This window comes from Teredinibacter turnerae T7901 (genome assembly GCF_000023025.1).
In the GTDB taxonomy this organism is placed as follows: Bacteria; Pseudomonadota; Gammaproteobacteria; order Pseudomonadales; family Cellvibrionaceae; genus Teredinibacter; species Teredinibacter turnerae_B.
In genome coordinates this window covers 2482589-2502022 of the sequence record NC_012997.1, presented here as the reverse complement: position 1 = coordinate 2502022, position 19434 = coordinate 2482589, and the positions used below count along the sequence as shown (strand labels likewise).

At 48.0% G+C, this 19434-nt stretch carries 11 protein-coding genes; 4 read left to right on the top strand and 7 right to left on the bottom strand.

Annotation, left to right across the window (positions count from 1 at the left end; all coding sequences use genetic code 11):
- Positions 1 to 169: 169 nt before the first annotated feature.
- The 3 genes from TERTU_RS10265 (at position 170) to TERTU_RS10255 (ending at position 3057) form a co-directional block, all read left to right on the top strand.
- On the top strand, positions 170 to 1012 hold the full coding sequence (locus TERTU_RS10265; protein ID WP_015818098.1) for an alpha/beta hydrolase: 843 nt from the start codon (positions 170 to 172) through the stop codon (positions 1010 to 1012).
- 114 nt (positions 1013 to 1126) lie between these two features.
- The gene (locus TERTU_RS10260; RefSeq protein WP_015818690.1) at positions 1127 to 1960 is read left to right on the top strand and encodes a gluconate 5-dehydrogenase; all 834 of its coding nucleotides are present in this window, start codon (positions 1127 to 1129) and stop codon (positions 1958 to 1960) included.
- A 59-nt stretch (positions 1961 to 2019) separates the two neighbouring features.
- Positions 2020 to 3057, top strand: coding sequence for a zinc-dependent alcohol dehydrogenase (locus TERTU_RS10255; RefSeq protein ID WP_015817187.1), 1038 nt, complete (start codon positions 2020 to 2022; stop codon positions 3055 to 3057).
- A 223-nt stretch (positions 3058 to 3280) separates the two neighbouring features.
- Here TERTU_RS10255 and TERTU_RS10250 read toward each other — a convergent pair whose 3' ends face one another.
- The 5 genes from TERTU_RS10250 to TERTU_RS10230 form a co-directional block, all read right to left on the bottom strand.
- Positions 3281 to 5680, bottom strand: coding sequence for a pectinesterase family protein (locus TERTU_RS10250; protein ID WP_015817779.1), 2400 nt, complete (start codon positions 5678 to 5680; stop codon positions 3281 to 3283).
- A 225-nt stretch (positions 5681 to 5905) separates the two neighbouring features.
- Complete coding sequence (locus TERTU_RS10245) at positions 5906 to 7468, bottom strand: GH39 family glycosyl hydrolase (protein ID WP_015819919.1); 1563 nt, start codon at positions 7466 to 7468, stop codon at positions 5906 to 5908.
- A gap of 157 nt (positions 7469 to 7625) precedes the next feature.
- A complete protein-coding gene (locus TERTU_RS10240) occupies positions 7626 to 9893 on the bottom strand; it encodes a glycoside hydrolase family 44 protein (protein ID WP_015818975.1) in 2268 nt (755 codons plus the stop codon).
- 218 nt (positions 9894 to 10111) lie between these two features.
- Positions 10112 to 11308, bottom strand: a complete 1197-nt coding sequence (locus TERTU_RS10235; protein WP_015819601.1) for an AraC family transcriptional regulator — start codon at positions 11306 to 11308, stop codon at positions 10112 to 10114.
- A 764-nt stretch (positions 11309 to 12072) separates the two neighbouring features.
- Positions 12073 to 14019: a glycosyl hydrolase 53 family protein gene (locus TERTU_RS10230; protein WP_015818803.1), complete on the bottom strand. Its 1947-nt coding sequence runs from the start codon at positions 14017 to 14019 to the stop codon at positions 12073 to 12075.
- Positions 14020 to 14834: 815 nt separating this feature from the next.
- Between TERTU_RS10230 and TERTU_RS10225 the strand changes: the two genes are divergently transcribed.
- Positions 14835 to 16541 (top strand): sodium:solute symporter family transporter, encoded by a 1707-nt coding sequence (locus tag TERTU_RS10225; RefSeq protein ID WP_015818224.1) that lies wholly within the window; start codon positions 14835 to 14837, stop codon positions 16539 to 16541.
- 129 nt (positions 16542 to 16670) lie between these two features.
- On the opposite strand, the gene galK is transcribed toward TERTU_RS10225, so the two are convergent.
- Both galK and TERTU_RS10215 read right to left on the bottom strand, forming a co-directional pair.
- Positions 16671 to 17840 (bottom strand): galactokinase, encoded by a 1170-nt coding sequence (gene galK / locus TERTU_RS10220; protein ID WP_015818959.1) that lies wholly within the window; start codon positions 17838 to 17840, stop codon positions 16671 to 16673.
- On the bottom strand, positions 17833 to 18897 hold the full coding sequence (locus TERTU_RS10215) for a UDP-glucose--hexose-1-phosphate uridylyltransferase (protein ID WP_015820454.1): 1065 nt from the start codon (positions 18895 to 18897) through the stop codon (positions 17833 to 17835). Before TERTU_RS10215 ends, galK begins: the two co-directional genes overlap by 8 nt.
- Positions 18898 to 19434 lie beyond the last annotated feature (537 nt).

The window sequence follows — 19434 nt, the reverse complement described above, 5'->3', positions numbered from 1 at the left end:
TTCGATACTGATTATGTGGCTACGTGCTCGTAAATTTAAGCAATACTGAATCCGGAGCAGGAACTAGAACATCCTGGCAATACAAAGCGCGCCATAAAACACTCGCTTAAAATAGCGGCTTAGGCGCTGAAAAGCTGCATTTCAACTTGCAACGCAAAAAGGAATGACTATGGATAAATATCTCAATGTAAACGGCATTAAAGTGCATTACAAAAATTTTCCCGGGGGAGGAAAAACGCTCCTGTTAGTCCACGGACTGACACAAAATATTGCCTCATTCGACGGCTTGATCGATGAAGGGCTGGCAAACGATATCAATGTGGTTATGCCGGATTTGCGTGGGCGCGGGTTAAGCGAAAAACCAGAAACAGGTTACAGTGTAGAAGATCATTCAAATGATCTTCTGGAACTGATAAAAGCGCTTGATTTAAACGATGTTGCTCTAGCCGGTCACTCTTATGGTGCGCTTCTTTGCTACTACCTGGCAGCGAAAAATCCGAAAACGATTACGAGCCTTATCAGCCTAGATACACCATGCGGGTTACATCCTGAAATTCGAAAGCAAATACAGGCTGGTGTATCTCGCATTGGTAAGAAATATTCCTCCTGGGAAGAATTCATAAACGGTGTCAAGCAAATGCCACATTTAAAAGGGTGGTGGAACCCCAGAATCGAGAGTCTTTACAGGGCCGATGCTGAAATCTTCAGCGATGGATCGGTGACCACACGTTCCAGCGCTATCGCAATTGCAGAGACGGTGGATAAAGCTTTCCTAATCGATTGGAATCACGTTCTTAAAAGTATTGAGCAGCCCTTGCTGATGTTAAACGCTACAGGCCCGTTCGGTGGTGCTGGAGCCCCACCAATGCTTCCCAAAGACAGTGCTATGGCAGTGGTTAATGGGGTAAAAAATGGCGTCTATGTAGATATTCCCGGAAACCACATAACCATGCTCTATGGAAACGGCGCAACAAAAATTGTTTCCTCAATAAAGCATTTTTTGTGTGACTAGCGCGCTTTTCGCGTAACAAGCCAGAAAGCTATCTACTATCGCAATAGGCTATGCGCCCCTAGTTATTGAAGTACGCAAGCTCTTCTAATTCTTAACCTATACGGGAATTTTACAATGATTAACGATCTGTTTAACTTATCCGGAAAAATTGCACTTATCACAGGTGGCACACACGGTATAGGCATGGCGTGTGGCCTTATGCTTGGCAAAGCAGGGGCCAAAATTGTTGTAAACGATATTGACGAGGAAAAACTGGAAACCTGCAAGCGCCACTATAACAATGAAGGAATAGATGTATATATATTGAAGTTTGATGTCGCAAACGAGACCGATGTTCATAGAGGCATCAGTCAAATAGAAGAAGAAATCGGTTCTATCGATATTTTAGTAAACAATGCGGGAATAATAAAACGCATCCCCATACTAGATATGCCCACGGATGAGTATAGACAGGTCATTGATATCGACCTTGTAGCTCCATTTATCGTTTCCAAACGGGTTGCACCCGCTATGATAGCGCGCCGTGAAGGCAAGATTATCAACATGTGTTCAATGATGAGTGTGTACGGCCGTCAGAACGTGGCGGCTTACGCTGCAGCAAAAGGTGGGCTTAAATTATTAACTCAAAACATGTGCTGTGAATGGGCGAAATACAATGTACAAGTGAATGGCATTGGTCCAGGTTATATTGCGACTCAACAGACGGCGCCGATTCGAGTTAATGGTCACCCATTCAATAATCTAGTGATGACGCGTACACCAGCCAATCGCTGGGGAGAGCCGGAGGATGTTGGTAAAGCAGCGTTATTTCTCGCGTCTAAGGCTGCGGATTTCGTGAATGGTCAAGTGCTCTATGTCGACGGTGGGATTATTGCAAATTTTGGCTATGTCGAAAACGAAAACACGTCAGAGAATATATCTCAAGCTCCGCTAGCTGCTGTGCGATAACTATGTGTTATTTGTTGGCAAAACTGCGACTGCAACAATTATACGGTTAGAGGTGATTTATGAGTACAACAGAAATTAGCGCTGCGTATTACAAAGGCAGCAAGCAGTTTGAGATCGCTAAAATTATGGCACCGCCTCCATTGGCGGGTGAGGTTCAAATCAGAACAGCCTATGTCGGCATATGCGGAACAGATTTGCATGCTTTTCATGGCCGCATGGATACACGAATTGGTTGCAATCGAATTATTGGTCATGAAATGTCTGGAATCGTCGAAAATGTGGGGGAGGGCGTACGCCATCTAAAGCCTGGACAACACGTCGTGGTGCGTCCGTTGGCTCACTGCTCAGAATGCCCCGCGTGTAAATCCGGGCTTCAACACATCTGCCATAATTTAAAATTTCTCGGCCTTGATACAGATGGCGCTTTTCAACAACTGTGGACCGTACCCGAATATACAGTTCACCAGATTCCTGAATCCCTACCGCTGGAATGTGCCGCGTTAATAGAGCCAGTTTCTGTGGCTTGTCATGGAGTGAGCCGCAGCCGCCTGCAAGCTGGTGAAAATGTTTTGGTGATCGGCGGTGGACCTATAGGGTTGCTGATTGCGATGGTGGCGAAACACGCTGGCGGCAACATCATTATTTCTGAAGTTAGCGAGGCAAGGCTTGCAATAGCAAAAAAACTTGGGTTTAAGGTATTAAACCCATCGCAGCAAGATATTGTGGCGAGCGTAATGACTGAGACTAACGCTAGAGGCGTCGATGTTATTTTTGAAGTTTCGGGCACCCAGCCCGGTGTTGATACCATGACAAAAATCGCTGCGTCCAGGGCAAGAATTGTTATGACGGCCATTCATTCAGAAAAGCGCCCCATCGATTTGTTTCAATTCTTTTGGCGTGAAATTGAGTTGATCGGGGCGAGGGTTTACACCCACGAAGATTATGAAAAAGCTATCGAATTGGTAACTAATGGAGCCATTGACACAGGCACCATTATTACTGACGTAGGCTCTTTAGAAAACATTCAGCAAGCATTTGAAGCGCTCGAAGGCAATCCAACGGCCATGAAAAGTTTAATTAAAGTTGCTGATTGGTAGTACAAAAAAGCAGGTTTCATCACCTTAGTCTCTAAGGTGTTGGAATCTGCTATCTTTGATAGTTTACATATTAGCCAGCTCTTAAACTCTATGGTTTGTACAGCATTTTATACTGTTTTTATGCTCTCTTTATACTCTCTTTTATACTAAAGAAGAACCGCACAATATGCCTATGCAACCTAATGCACACAAAAAACCCGAAGCTGGACGATCCTATTAACCATTACTGGCTAAAGCTCGGAATCCAGGGGCTGAGGATATTATCGACCGTATATTGCGACGCCTGTGAAGCGCTAAGCTGATTTGATTGCGGTGCTCTTTGCGAAGTGGCGGACCCGGGCCCCGTATTCTGATATTCACTAAAACGCGATGTATCCAGGGTATTCGAGCCCATGGGGCGCCAACCTTCGGGTGCGATATGCGTATCGAGATAGACTCCGATAAACGTCGCTGCTCCGTAGGCTCCCCAATTGCGACCTAGCGCCACTGCACCGTCGCGTACCGCAGATGCTTTAGTTAATTGGCCGCCGAGAAATACCAGGCCGTAACTCCTTTCGATTGCCGTATTCGGTGCGACGACCGCCGTTCCATTCACCAAACTGTGCACGTGGCAATTTTCAAAAACAGCGGTGGCCGCGCCAAAAATATAGTCAACGCTACCTTCAACATAGCAATCCCGGAAGTACTGCGTTCCACCATGGGTATAAAGGGTATCTTGATAGCCCAGGAAGCGCATGTTTTTAAACTGGGCGCGCTCCGCAGAAACTCGCAATGCAACGCCTTGCGAGCCAACACCTCGGGTATTTTGGATCGTCAAGTTTTCCATCGAGATATCGTTGGCAGTAATGGACACACTGTAACTGGCGGAAGTACCGCCGGCTGTATCAGCACCATCGCTGTAGGTGAGAATAGTCGAGCTTTCTGCACCCGTTTCGCCACAGAAAGTGATATTGGGTCTGTTAATTAGTAATTTTTCATAGTAGGTGCCAGGGCGAATTCTTATGACAACCTGCTGATTATTGGATGATGAAACACTGTTGACTGCCGATTGCACGGATGAGTATTGTGCAGAACCATTGGCAGCCACCGTTAGTATTGTTCCGCTTGTGATATTGTTGCAGTCCTGCGGCAGCGGGCATGATGCTGGAGCAACGCTAATTCCGGTCAGTGCCAGCGAATCAATATTAGCCAGACCTTCGGTGGTGCTGGACTCAAGGCGGATGCTATTTACACCCTCCTCGAGGGCAACAGAGACACGGGTATCAGCCCAACTGGCCCAATCACCTGTCGTCGGAAATGAAACCGTACGCACCGTATTTCCATTCACCTTTAGTGTACCCGCGCGGTCGATTGTGGAGCCGTTTGCGTAGCGCCACTCGAGCACATAGTTTGCCGCACTCGTATCAACACTCCAATTTATTGCTTGCCCCGTCATATTGTCCGTATTGGCATAGCCGCTTCCCGTATAACCTGAATTTTCATTATCAATACTGCCGTCTACAGAACAGAATCCGTTAGCGTTTTCCTGAATAAACACGGTTACGTCCGCAGGTGGTGGTGTCGGCGTAGGGCTAGGAGTAGGGCTAGGAGAGGGTGAAGGCGTCGGGGTCTGGCAATCTACCGCATTGACGCCGTTGCCCAGCAGTGTCAGCGAATCCACATTTGGGAGGCCTTCGTTCGTTTGTGCTATTAGCGTAATCGTATTATTGCCCTGAGCCAGATAGAGCTGCGCTGAATCGATTGTCCAGCTATCCCAAGCACCAGTCGTCGGGAAATTAACCGTACCTAAGTTCGAGCCATTAACACTGACCGCCGCACTGCGACCGTTTGTAGACGCACTCGCATACCGCCAGTCGAGCTGGTAGTTACCCGCGAACTCCGCTTGCACTTGCCAGGTTATCGTTGCACCAGCAATGTTACTGGTATTTGCAAAGCCACTCCCGGTAAACCCGCCATTGTTTGTATCAATTGTGCCATCTACACCGCAGAACCCCGGTGTATTTTCTTCGATAACCAACTCACCACTCACTGGCGTAGGCGTAACCGTTGGGGTCGGCGTGATTGAAGGTGTGCTGGTTGGTGTTGGCGTAACTGTTGGACCTGGGCTTGGGCTGGGAGATGGGGTTGGAGTAGGTATACCAACACTCGACGCCGAACAGGATGGCAAACTAAAATTGCCATTATGGGTACCCTGAAAACCAAAGCTTGTACTTTGACCGCTCTCTAAAAACCCGTTCCAGGAAACGTTTGAGGCAATCACTGTGCTACCTGATTCCTCAATATTTGCACTCCAGGAACCTGTAACCCCAGGATTTTGATCGAACGCTAGTTCAACTTGCCAACTATCAATTGCGCTACTACCGTCATTCACAACCGTCACATTTATGACGTATCCACTTCCCCAAGTGTCCGCCGAAGCGGAACAGCTCAACGCTAATGCTTTGTGTGTTAGGAAAAGACTAACGGTAGTCACTGCGAACACCAGTAAAGTGCGTATTATTTTATTCATAAAATACCTGTAGTAGTTGTGGTGCCAATAGTTAGACTTAGGCGAACAGAGTCGGATACCAGTTTTATTAGTAAAATAGCGAAGCGATTTATTTTTATTTTTGAAATACAACATATTAGAGATATGCTACCGAACAATAACCCTGCGCTATCAGCTCGGCTACCAGGCTATATAACTAATAATTAGCCTGCATGATAATTTAAAATGCACATTTTTTATCGTCTTTTACATACTTTTTTGAAATACAAAATCAACTTTTTAATTGTGCAAAGTTAGCGAGCAACAAAAATATCATCTGGATTATTGTCTCATTAATAGTTTGAGCGCTACTACAGCGAGCTACAACCTTGTGAGCTTAACAGAGTAAACATCGTTCTCTCGCAAAGGTAGTTCCAGGTCGAATCGACCACTTTTATCTATCCGAATAATCCGCGTGGTGTGGGGCGCACCTGTTGCGGTCTTTTTCAACTTTTCAACTTGCCTCCGAGTGAGTTGATTGGGTGATCCCATATCAATATATTCAGAGTAGGCGTCATTTTTCCTAAATCCCACCTGTGCGATCTGTAATTGGTAGCGCCCCTTTATAAGCCCATCCAGATTCAACTGGACGTTACCTTTTTCTCGTGGTTTTTGTAGCCTGTTATAGAACTGCTGATTATTGGTCTTTTTAGGTAGCGTGTAGGTGTAATCCCAAAGCAACACGTGCACATCACCATTCTGGCTCTTGCTGGCAAATGATTGTTTATCCTCATTTTGTAGCGAGACCTTTTCGAGATCATTCAAAAATTGAAACGCGAAATAGGAGGGCTTTTTTATTCCCTGCATATTCATTAAACCGAACCCACCGTGAAAAACTTCGTAGCGGGGCCCAGCCTCTTCAAATATGTCGGTAAATGTCCAATAGGACATAGATTGGGCGGCGTCACCCACTTGTTTAATTTTCTGCAAGATATAAGCAGCGGAATGGTAGCTATCGTGTATTGGGTCTGCAGGGGTATAGGATGTACTCCATTCGGTATAATGTAACGGCAGCGCAGGCATGCTGGAGCGCGTAATTTCCTCACGGTTTTTTAGTATGTCATTCGTAATAGCGCGCTCTTCGTTGGCGAGCACTGTCCCTGTAGTACCGTATTCATCCAGGAAGCCTTGGCTGACACCGTATGAATGACTGCTGACAAAATCCAAGGGAACGTCATTTGCTACACAGAATCCTATAGTGTCGGTTATCCAGGCCGCACCTGCCGTCGCTGGACCGCCTACCTTGTAATTAGGGTTTACGCTTTTTACCGCGTTAGCTGCGTATTCATAAAGTTTAAAATAGTCCGCTTGACTGCCTTGCCAAAAGCCTTCCAGGTTTGGTTCATTCCATACTTCGAAATACCAGGATTCAACTTCTTTGGCTCCGTAACGATTGGTAAAGTGTTGAGTTAAAGTTTTAACAAGCGCACCCCATTTTTCGTAACTGTGTGGCGGAGTTACATTTCCTCGCCACCAAAAAACCGTTTGCTCACCACTGGCCAATGCGTTTGGCATAAAACTCAATTCAACGAAGGGCTTCATCCCAATGCTCAAAATGTAGTCGTAAAGATCGTCCACATACTGAAAATTAAACTGATCCTGACCTTTATCATCAATGCGATAAACCGCCATATCGTCAGTGAGCAATCCGTGCATCCGAATATATCTAAAGCCAGCATCGCGATGTACTTCTGCAAGCTGTTGGCGCCAGTCCGCTCGCATTCCCTCATTTGCACGGCCCGCGCCGACGCTGAGATTATAAAATCGGTTTATTTCGCCATCGGTTTTGGCTAGGTTTATTTTAATACTACGTAAATAGTCATCTTGCCCCAGACTTTCGCAAGACAACGATAGAACACAAAGCAGTGTTAATATTCGAAGCACGTCGGTTTGCCTTTTTTATTTGTCTTTTGGATGTGCAATATCAGGTGGTTATTCCGCTTCGCGGGCGGGTTCAGCCGCACTCTGTACCTGATAGTTAAAGATGAAAAAAATCCCGGCGTACCGGGATGAAGGTCTCAGGAAATAAAGCGTTTACAATTTAGCGTGTAGCGCAAAACCCGGTGTTTGTATCTGTTTCACCAGGGTCAACCGTGTTGTGCCAAGCCGCAGCGGTTACGCTTAGCACCGAACCATTTTGCGTGTAGCTGCCGCTCCACATACTGGTAACCGTGCCTTCTACCGCAAATGAAACCGCATACGGCTGTGCGCTATTACCTGGGTTGTACACACTCAAGTTCGCGCAATAACCAGCGCCCCAGTCGCTAGTCACTACTACGTTTACGGCCAGTTCATTTGAAGTAGAGCCACTACTGGAACTGGAGGAAGAGCTTGAGGACGAAGAACTGGAAGAACTAGAGGAGGAACTGGAGGAAGAGCTAGAACTCGACGAAGAACTACTTCCGCCACCACAGCTTCCCAATGTGGTCCAGGATGCATCGCTGCCAGGAATACTGTTGGTGTACCAGTTAGCCTTATAGAGCGTGCTCTGATAAACCATCTGATCGCCGGCTTCCGCGTGATTGGCAACGCCTCCAGCCCAATCTTTTGCTGTCCAATTGGGGTATTCATTCACACCAGCGCAATCTCCACCACCAGAACTGGAGCTAGACGAGCTGGAGGAACTGGACGAAGAGCTGGAAGAGCTAGAGCTGCTGGACGACGAGCTGCTCGAACTGGATGAAGAGCTGCTTGAGCTGGATGAGGACGAGCTGCTGCTGGAAGAATTTTCACCGCTCAGCACAATATGGTAAGCCGATGCAGCGGGCAGCGAATACGTGAATGCGTTATCCATAACATTGATCGAGCCCAGCTGCTGGACCTCGGCCGCAGTTTGCTCAATACCGTACACCTGCCCGCTGTTGTAGCTTACGCTGGAGCTAATATCAAAAGTCCCCGTCAGTGTTTCGTCCAAACTTTTGTTGGTGACAATTACGTGCAAATCACCGCTTGCTGAGTCCAAAGACGCATAAACCGAGCTGCTCTCTTTATCGCTCATAACAGCTTCAACACTTTGGTCACCAAAGGTTCCGTTGTTGCCGTCGTAGTTACGGAACAACCGATAGGCCGCTGCGATGTAGGAGGAATCGGTTTCCAGCAACCAAGCAGTCGCGGATTCAACGTTGTATTTGCCGAATATGCCCAGCGCGTCAGCTTGTGCGATAGCGCCTGTTATATCTGCTGCGCCACCGAAACTGTACTCAGTAAAAGCTAAGCCAGTACCTGGGTAGTAGGTATCAATTGACGCTTGCAGGTGAGGAATAAGTGGCAGGTCTGCGGAAAACCACTGGCCGATCCAACTGTTTTCAACATAATCCGGGTCCCATAGGGTACGCGTACTTTGTAAGCGTGCGAGCTGGTCGTTGCGCGAAGTTGCGCTCGAATCAATTACACGAGAATCCCCGGTTGCTTCGGAGTACCAATGCAGATCCAGCACATCCAGCAGGCGTTTGCCCTCATTGCCGGAAGCAATACGCATCTGGTCCAAGTAGTAGTCAATGTACCAGGGGTAGGCACCGGAGTAGCTCGCCCAGTCGGGGGCGCCGACAAGGTCGGTGTAAGCTCCGAAACCAAACAGGGCAGGGCCATAAATTTGCGCACTGGGGTCGACATCTTTGATCGCAGATGCCGTAGCAGTAGAGCGCTCTACCAGTTCAGCGGCACCGAGTGCTTCCGGGTGTATTAACGAATGGGTGTGATACCACAACGCAGGCTCATTATCGAGTGAATACGCATGAACACCGCCTTGGTCCGCACGCCCATAGCGATCCACCAAAAAGTTAACCATTTCATCAATATAAACCGCGTTGTCGTTCAGGTCGGGTGACAGTACGAAGGGGCTACTTTTACGTGGATACACGGGTACCCAGCGCGAAGAGGGTGCAGCCTCAGCTTCTGAGACGGAGCCATCCCCATCGGCGGATACGTAACCTGCCATCTGTACCGTAACCAACGTTTTAGCACCTGGAGCCACGTCATTATCAATAAAATCGGTATAGGTGATGCCGGGAATACTCCCATCCACACCGGTGGGCACCATGTAGGTATCGCTGGAATTCAGCCAATCCGATCCAGCGTTTGAAAAATTGTTTTCCCAGTTGTACGCCGAAAGACGGTTTCCGCCAATCCGATAGAAACTGATATTTTCATTCCCAGTCATATACATACGGTGGTTGGTGCCGTAAATAAGTGGGCTGATTTCGTGTTTTACGCTGTCTGCGTTAATTGAATAAGAAACATCCAGCGCAAACACTGGCTGAGCTACTGCGGCAATAGCCGCTGCAAGTAGCAGACGTTTGGGAGCATTCATGGAAAGTCCTCGTGACTATTTGATATAGAGGCGGGTTGGCCCGCGTTATTTTTTTATATGTATCCGGCCTGGATGAGCATCAGGCCTAGGGGCAAGTTTATCTTTTTTGAAAAAAACGATGAGGAGCTGTAGCAGGTTTTGTAGAAATTTGCATTTTTTTAAAGTAAAAGTGCATTTTGTATAATGACACTTAATACTAGTATAAGAAATTTTGTCAATTAGTCGGTAAGCGGGTGCGCTGTTTGGTTATCGTTAACACGTTTACGATAAGTAGTGGGAGAACAGCCGTATTCAGTTTTAAAAATCCGGTTGAAATAGGAGGCATTATTGTAGCCAACCGAGTGCGCAACCTCCGCGATACTGGCTCCGTCCGCCTTCAACAATAACCGCGCCGCTTCCTCAAGCCTCAACTTGTTCAGGTAGCTACTGAAGGTTAACCCGGTTTCTTCGCGCAATATGCTGTTTAGCTTTGTACGGTTGATGCCCAGTTGCGAGATCGCCTGGTTAAGACTTAAGTCAGCACGGGTGTATTCGGTGGCAAGGTACTGAAGCACCGCGAATTTTTCGCGATCTTTCTTGGTAGTTACTTGCAGATGTTTCACTACTACAGCATGCTCGACTTCATCGGGCTCAACTTGAGCAGACCCAACTTCGAACACTGGCTGCGTTTCTATGCTCGAGAGCCTGCTGCGAACAATCGCATATAAAAACGTATATAAAAGTAGGGCGCATCCACTAAATACGCAGCCAACAGCCATTAACAATAAGTGCAGATCCCACCCTGTCAGCGTCAACTGATCGACCTCCACGCGCACCGGCTTGGAACGTGGAGTTTGGCGGGAGTTAACCAGGGAAATACTGTATACCCTGTGTAAGTCGTAAGAGGTATCCGTAGGCGGTAGCCCCTGTTCGCTGAGCCACCAATCCTGAGTGACCAGAGACCGTAATCCGATCTCCACCGGCGTGCTTCGCGCTCCGCAGGGAAAAGAAACCAGGGACGGCCGCAAGTTCTCAAAACGGGTGGCATTGTTCGACTCAGCATCCAACGTATACAGCACCAGATTCAACGTTGTGGCAGAAGAACACTGTACTTTAAATGCTATCTTCGAAAAGCGAGTCAGGTCTTGCAAGTTGTTCCCGCGCGTATTGTCCTTAAAAACAAGACCAACAGCGGCGTATGGGTAGGAAAACGCCGCATCCAGTTCAAATTTAAAAACCAAATGATCCTGCAAACTCATAACGGAAATTTCCGACTGCCCACCAGCGCTCGTATCGGAGCTGGACACCAGACTAAACGGCAGGTCGCTCGCCATTGCCGGCAACAACTGTACTCGCAGCCGGGATAGCAACAAAAATGCAGCGGCCGCACAGAATGTGAGCACGGCCAAACAAATGAACAACTTACGCGATTTCATTTAACTCGTGAGAAAGTAAGGGTTTATCGCGATATCTTACCGGCAGATTCACCATCAGCAAATGGCTTTCGGGGTGGGATTGCCTGAGTTATAGATGACTTGCGACAGATGCGATAATGACTCGATATTGCCGACTGTTTCGAAGAACAACGCCACAAGGGCAGTGTTATGGACACTTTAATATTCCGATAATTGTTATTATCGGAATATATGGGTTTGGCGGTTGAGCTTGGTGTTTGTGGTCTTTAGGCGCCCCTCAGATCGTCGCACACCCTATGTTCCCGCTCGCCGCGAATTCCTCAGCTATATCGGCCGAAACAAATCCGAACACACATTCACCCGATTCAGGAACGCAACCGAGCGATTCTTGTTGTGCGTTTTCCTGATCAAATCTAAGCCTATGCTGATATTCTGGAATACGCTGACTTTTGTTGGCAGCCGCCAGTTTCCTGGATCTGCACGGCGAACCGTGAAAAGTTTGATTTCCATAACGGACATTACACGCAAAATAAGTGATGGGCCACATTCAGACTACAGCCCCCTAAGGAAGCCTCCTGGATTGCCGTCATTTCATTAGGGCGGTCCAAGGCAAGGAAATATCGAGGGTGGCTCGTTGGTTGGTTGGTTGGTTGGTTTAAGGGAAAAGAGAATCAGGAATTTAATATGGTGTGACCTAGAATTCTTCAACGCAAAAGGAAAGAAAGCTGAGCGGTAATCTCGCCCAGCCTCCTCTACGGTTCGACGTTGTTAAGTCCAACAGTTATCTATTGAAGTATGCGCAACCCATAATCTTCAACGATTTGATCGTATACCGCGAAATCCGAACTGTTAGCATAGTAACTATTTCCTTGTTGGGAAAATATGGCATTTCCCCAATAGCCGGACTCCGTTGGCTCCCAGAAAAATGTCCCTAAGCCTCGCCCGTCGGGAATTTCTCTTAAAATATCAGCCAGCAATCGACCGCGGGGGTTAAACTCCACAATCGCAAATGAGAGCTGCGGATACCGGGAGGCCAGTCTCTGCATAGTTGATCGCCAGGCGCTGGCAGGACCTTGAAATTCCTCATATGCGGATAACCCAAGTACGTCAAATTGCACACCGGCATTGAGTGCGCTGTCGACCCACCACTCCACGCCCGCGGGGTCATCGAAATTTTCGATATGAAGTACGGTTTCAATATTCGGGTCAATTTGGTTAACACCTTGGATGCCTGCCGAGAGCAGTGCGCCAAGATTACTCCAGTTGCTGTTGCTGGCGCGGCCGTTTGGACCACTTCGCGCCGCCGAGTTATTTCCCCAGCAGTCGGTGCTGCTGGTTGCCTGGTGTACGATCATCCCCGGGGTGATTTCATTACCGACCTGAACCATATCCGGCAGAGCATTCTCCGCTTGCAGGGCTTGCATCACATCGACGGTGTAGGAACGCACCTCAGCAGCGAGTTGTTGAATTGAGCTGGTATAGCGCCAGGCGTAGGGAATAACCTGTTTGCCCGGATCTGCCCAGGTATCGGAATAATGGAAATCCAATAAAAATCCCATTCCAGCCGCTTTTATCCGCTTGGCCATTCTGACTACATCAGCCGTGCCGTTATATGCCTGAGCTTTACCTGAGCAGCCGCCAGCAGTTGAGGCGTAGCCGTAGGGCGCTGTCGGATCTACGAATGCGCGCAGGCGAATAAAATTGATGCCGTGGTTTTTAAAAAGAGTCAGTAAATCTTTGGCCTGCCCATCGGTGTCCACATAAGTCGCGCCGCGATCCAGCTGCTCCGACCAGTAAGATATATCCATTCCCAGAATAAACTCACCCTCCTGGTACCCCCCGCCACTGCTACCGGACGAGCTACTGGAGCTTGAACTGGAACCACTTACGCTTACATTAAATGTGTAATCAGTCGTTGCCCCACAGGCGTTGGTGTAACGCGTGGCAGCCTGACAGCTTTGTGCAGCGATTACCGTTTGCTCTCGGCTGCTGCCGGAAGTACCACAGCCAGTCCAGTACCACGATCCACCAGTGACTGGCTGAGGTCCAAATTTTAGGGTCGCTCCGCTGTTAACCGACACACTGCCGGTTTGCTGCCAAGTACCGCCATTAACTTGTACATAGGGCGTGACGGTGCCTGGAGGACAGGCAGAACCAGACGAAGAGCTTGAGGAACTCGAGCTGCTGGAGCTGCTACTCGAGCTACTGGACGACGACCCCGTACACACTGTCACGACTCCGCCAGCACCAGTTTGACTGTTGCAGGTATCGATACCGACACAGCTCTGTTGGTTCTCCCAGCCCCAGCCGGAATTTTGGTTTGTGCAGATTGGGCGAGGTTCATCCTGGTACCACTGGCACATCTGCTCGCACTGACCTCCCCCACTGGTGCTCGAACTGGAAGAACTGCTGCTTGACGTGCTACTCGTGGAAGCGCTGCTAGCCGACGAGCTACTGCTTGAGGAACTGCTAGAAGATGAGCTGCTGCTCGAGGAAGAGCTGGAAGAATCTCCTACTACACCGTAGGGAGCGGGTTGTGTGGTGCAGGTGCTCGTGGAAATACAACTCTGGTTATTTTCCCAGCCCCACCCTACCTCCGTGGTTTGGCATAATGGGTAAAGTGTGCCCCACCAATTGCACTGCTGCGCAATGGCTTGAGGAATCAAAAAGAGCAGGCATCCAGCCAAATACCACTTGAATGTACCGGGTTGAAAACGTCTATATGTTTGCATCACGAAAATTCCTCTTTCTGTCTATTTTTATAGTGTTAAGAGAGATACAACAGGCAACATCTCGCAGATTAGTTGTAAAACGGGTCTAGCAAACGCCAGTTGATAAGTACCCATGTTTGATATGCATGGGTACGTTATGCGAGTCATAGTCTGCGCTGGCAAAAGCTGTTTAAATTGCTGCCAACACGGTACAGGACATGCCACTGACGGGCATATGTATCATATATATTAACATTTGCACTCGGGGGCGATAAAAGATCGCGACCCCACATTTCAATCTGTTAGCTTAGGTTAGCATTGCACGTATTGTTCGATTCATTAATTTGTGGCTAACTAAATCGCTCTATCAAGTGATGCATTATTTTTCTCACTCGTGCAGCCGGCAAAACAAACCTTAAATTGCCCAGGCCGCAGCCCGCTTTAAGCATAAAAAACTCGTTCAGCTAGATCGAATTGAATTGGTTTTCACAGACCTTAATTAACATCCGACACGCGCGGGCAACAGAACTAATTAAATAGGCAATGCGAAAAGCCATTCGAAAAACCGGTATTTCTGCTGGGAACGGTATGTGGTTTAGCGGCCTGGAAAATTGACTGAACAAAGACGCCTTCCGAATTATTGGGCGCAGCGCCGGCCTTCAGCAGCAGTCTGAGTTTGAGACCAGTATTTTGTTTTACTTGTTATCCAAATAACGAAGCTACCTGTCGATAATATATGATATATAAGATATTCTGTGCAGATTATGCCAAGCGGAAATGCGTGTATGCATATCTGCCGCTCTCTATAACAACGAAAATAACTATTGGGGGAACAAATGAACATCATTGAAATACTTCTATTTGTGACCGCGGTCGCCAGTGTCATCAGTTTTGGTATATGGCAGGGACGAAGCACTGCCAGCGATGGTTCCGGTGCTGCGAGCGGCTATTTTTTAGCTGGCCGCCACCTCACATGGTATCTGGTCGGCTTTTCGCTTATTGCCGCAAATATTTCAACTGAACAATTTGTTGGAATGTCTGGCAAAGCAGCCGATTGGCTAGGCATGGCGATTGCCTCTTATGAATGGTTTGCTGCGATCACTCTGGTTTTTGTCGCCTTCGTTTTTCTTCCTAAATTCCTCAAAACCGGTATATATACTGTTCCAGAGTTTCTTGAATACCGGTATGACCCTTTCTCTCGCCAAGTGATGGCGCTGGCAACGCTGGTTATTCTCGTCGGTGTTCCCACTGCCTCCGTAATTTTTTCTGGCGCTAAAGTTATTTCAGGCTATTACCCTGATGTGCCCCTACTCGGTAATTTAACTGCTTCTTGCTGGTTAATCGCACTATTAGCGGCTGGTTATGTGTTTGTTGGAGGACTTAAAGCTTGTGCATGGACAGACCTCATTTGGGGGGCATCCTTGATTGTTGGCGGTGGTATAGTCGCCTGGCTCGCATTCGATGCACTTGGCTCTGCAGAACCAACCATGCTCGCAAAAACAGCCACACTCAAAAATATTGATATTAACCAACTCGAGCAGGCGGGTGCGTGGCAACGATTCCAAATGCTCAATGCAGGAACCGCAGCCGAGGGTGGCAAACTGCACATGGTTCGCCCTATTAATGACCCAGAGATACCTTGGTCAGCGTTAATTGTTGGGCTATGGATTCCCAACTTTTTTTACTGGGGCTTTAATCAGTACATCGTACAGCGAACCCTAGGCTCCAAATCCCTCGCGGAAGGTCAAAAGGGGATTGTGTTCGCCGCCTTTCTAAAATTACTGATACCTTTTGTCGTGGTAATTCCCGGCATTCTTGCTTTCAACCTGTACTCCGAACAGTTAGCCTCAGCGACCGGCAACTACGATTATGATGGCGCTTTTCCAACACTCTTGCGAAACCTGATTAAACCCTACCCGTGGATTAGCTGGTTTGTATTGGCAGCAATCTTCGGTGCGATCGTAAGCTCCCTGGCCTCCATGCTCAATTCTGCTTCGACAATTGCGACTATGGATCTGGTTCGCAAATATGCGCCTGGTATTCCCGAAGAAAAGTTACCCGCATGGGGTCGCGCATTTGTGGTCATTTTTGTAATTATTGGGGCGCTAATCGCCCCTTCACTCTCTGCACCTGAATTCGGTGGAATTTTTACTTTCATTCAGGAATTCCAAGGCTTCATAAGCCCAGGCGTAATTGCAATTTTTCTGTTTGGGCTGTTGGTACCCCGTGCACCTCGGTTTTTGGGTTGGAGTGGCATCGTACTCAATGCATGCCTTTACGGCCTGATCAAATGGTGGCTCGGTGACATTGTTGTCCACGCTGGGCTTTGGTTCTCGGACGAGATTTCCTTTTTAGACCGAATGGCAATCTGTTGCTTTCTCGTTTTAGTCTACTGCGCGCTCATGACGATCGTTCGCCCTCTACCCGCCCCTGTCGAACTGCCAGTCAATGCAGATATGGATATGACACACTCACCGTCGGTGAAAATCGCAGGCATTGCTGTAGTGTTGCTTACAGTTCTGCTATATGTATTATTTTGGTAAATTGAATTGCGCTGCTGGTTTACCAGCGGCGCATTGCCGCCAAAACACTGCATGGTGATAGGCAAAATTATTTGTGAATCGCTGGCGTATAGTCGCGAAGATAAATTTTTTGTCTCCATCAGGATTAAGTCAACCCTCCGCAAGTGAGGCAAATGCACCACCAGCTGCCTGGCAAGTGTGAATTTCCGGCTGCAAGCCCGTGTTAGAAAAATACTGTTCGTTCACTGATTGAATAACGCTGTTTTCCAGTTCGCGAGGCACCAGTGCGACAACACAACCTCCGAAACCACCACCAGTCATCCTCGCAGCCCCCCTTCCCTTCAGTGTCTGATTGATAATGTCGACTAAAATATCAATCTCTGGAACAGTAATTTCAAAATCGTCACGCATTGATTCGTGCGATTCAACCATTAGTTTACTTAGCGCAGTTATATCTCCTCGCGACAGCGCATCAGCAGCGTCCAGTGTGCGTCGATTTTCTGTAATCACATGGTATGCACGCTTGTATGGCAAAATGTCAATGTGCGCTTTATTCGCAACGAGCTGTTCTAGCGAGAGATCCCTTAGTGCATCGACACCAAAATACGAGGCTACGGTTTCACATTGCTGACGGCGTATATTGTATTCACTGTCCACCAGCCCACGCTTCACATTAGAGTTAATGATGACGAGGCTTAACTCAGCAGGCAGATCGACCATGTGCGCTTGCAGGGAGCGACAATCTAACAGCATGGCTTTTTGGGGTTCGCACAAGGCAGACGCCAGTTGATCCATCACTCCGCAGCTACAACCACAAAAATTGTTTTCGGCGGCCTGTCCAAATAGAGCTGCCTGAACCCCAGAAATGGCTTCATCACTGAGACCGGTAAGCGCCGCGGCAGAAACAATTTCAAGCGCAGCCGAGGAACTCAATCCTGCACCTAAGGGTACATTGCCGGCAATAACGATATTTGCACCGCATAGCTGATAACCCGCACCCAGCAATTCAATAACCACACCGCGCAGGTAATTACTCCAGGAGGCATCAGCGTCCCGCGTAACGGGTTCGTCCAAACTAAACTTTACGCGCGATCCTTTTTCGTCGAGCGCGATTGCCTCGATCACTCGATCTTCGCGCTTCGATGCAGCGATTGCAGTAAAATAATTCAATGCCGCAGGCAATACGAAACCATCGTTATAATCTGTGTGTTCGCCAATTATATTTACGCGGCCCGGTGCTTTAAAGATACGTTCAGCCGCTTTCGAAAAGTGTTTTTCATGTGCCTGGGCTGCCCGCACATCAGGTGTTACTTCAGTCATGGCTCACCTCGCCACCTAATGCTGCTTTGTAATGGCTGGCGGGCAGAGATCGCAGCTTATCCGCGGCTTGTTCGGGCGTTAAATCGCGCTGTGATTCGGCCAGCATTTCATAACCCACCATAAATTTTCTCACGGTAGCCGAGCGCAGAAGAGGCGGAAAAAAATGGCCGTGCAGCTGCCAGGCAGAATGCTCCTCACCATCGATTGGCGCACCGTGCCAACCCATTGAATAGGGAAAAGACATATTAAATAAATTATCGTATCGGATGGCTATTTGCCGGACTACATCTGCCAGCGACAACCGTTGACTTGAGTTAAGATCTACCATTTTTTGGACGCTAAAACGCGGTAACACCAAGGTTTCAAATGGCCACGCCGCCCACCAGGGCACCACAACTATCCAGTCATCATTACTCACCACAAGTCGTTGGCCGTCTTTGAGTTCTCTCTCCGCATAATCCAACAATAACGCGCGGTTGTTATTCTCGAAGTAAGTGCCTTGATGCTCATGCTCTTTCGCGACAAGGGTCGGCATGTTCTTCTGCGCCCATACCTGGCCATGCGGATGCGGCATAGAACACCCCATCATAGAACCCTTATTCTCAAAAACCTGGATATGAGCGTAGCGACCACTGAGCTCCTTTGTCTGCTCTACCCAACATTCGACAATCTTTGTTATTTGAGTAAGCTCCAACTCGGGAAGTGTTTTGCTGTGATCAGGTGAAAAGCAGATCACTCGAGCTTCCCCCTGCTCCGCTTCAAGGCGAAATAGCTCGTCATCGCTGTACATATTCGGTGTATTCGCCTGGAGAGCGGCGAAATCGTTCGAAAAAACGAACGTGTTCAAGTAATTTGGATTCTCATCTCCGGTTATACGTTTGTTGCCCGGACACAAGTAACAATCAGGGTCATAGCTTGGGCGCTCGGTAACATCTAGAGTCTCAGATTGCCCTTGCCAGGGGCGTTTAGCCCTGTGTGGTGACACCAACACCCACTCTCCAGTTAGCGCATTAAAACGGCGATGTGGGTGATCCTTTGGATCAAAATTCATTGTCATTAACCCTTCTCGACAATTTACACCAGGTACCTTTTCGGGTTCGCAGACTGCCAGCGCTAGGTATTATCCACCATACGCTCGATATCAAATTCGGCAACCCATTTTCGCTCTGCTTTTGCCAGCGCTATATTGGCGCAGTAATCATCAATATCGCTTGAGCGCCTCGCTGTGCTATCACCTGGTTTCTACTTTTTTATATCGAAATTAAAAAACAACACAAAGCAAGGCCACAACAAAACCAATGCATATTTATCATATTAATGTGACTACATGCGAATAACAATAGTCGACAAGGTTCAACGCTTTCGAGCAACGTCCAACGTTTAGGCAAAAGCTAGTCGATTCAAAAGAAGTCAGGTGTACTTAGATTTAGCGCTTTTCCTTACCTATTAACTCGACAAAAAAAATTGCGACCTTACTAGGCAGTGCAAGGATGCGCCGCGATTGCCCAAAGGGCAATGTAAGCCTTTGAAGTATTGGAAAATTCACACATTTACGCCAGCACGTCAGGGGCGCGCGATAAAAAAGATAGGATCA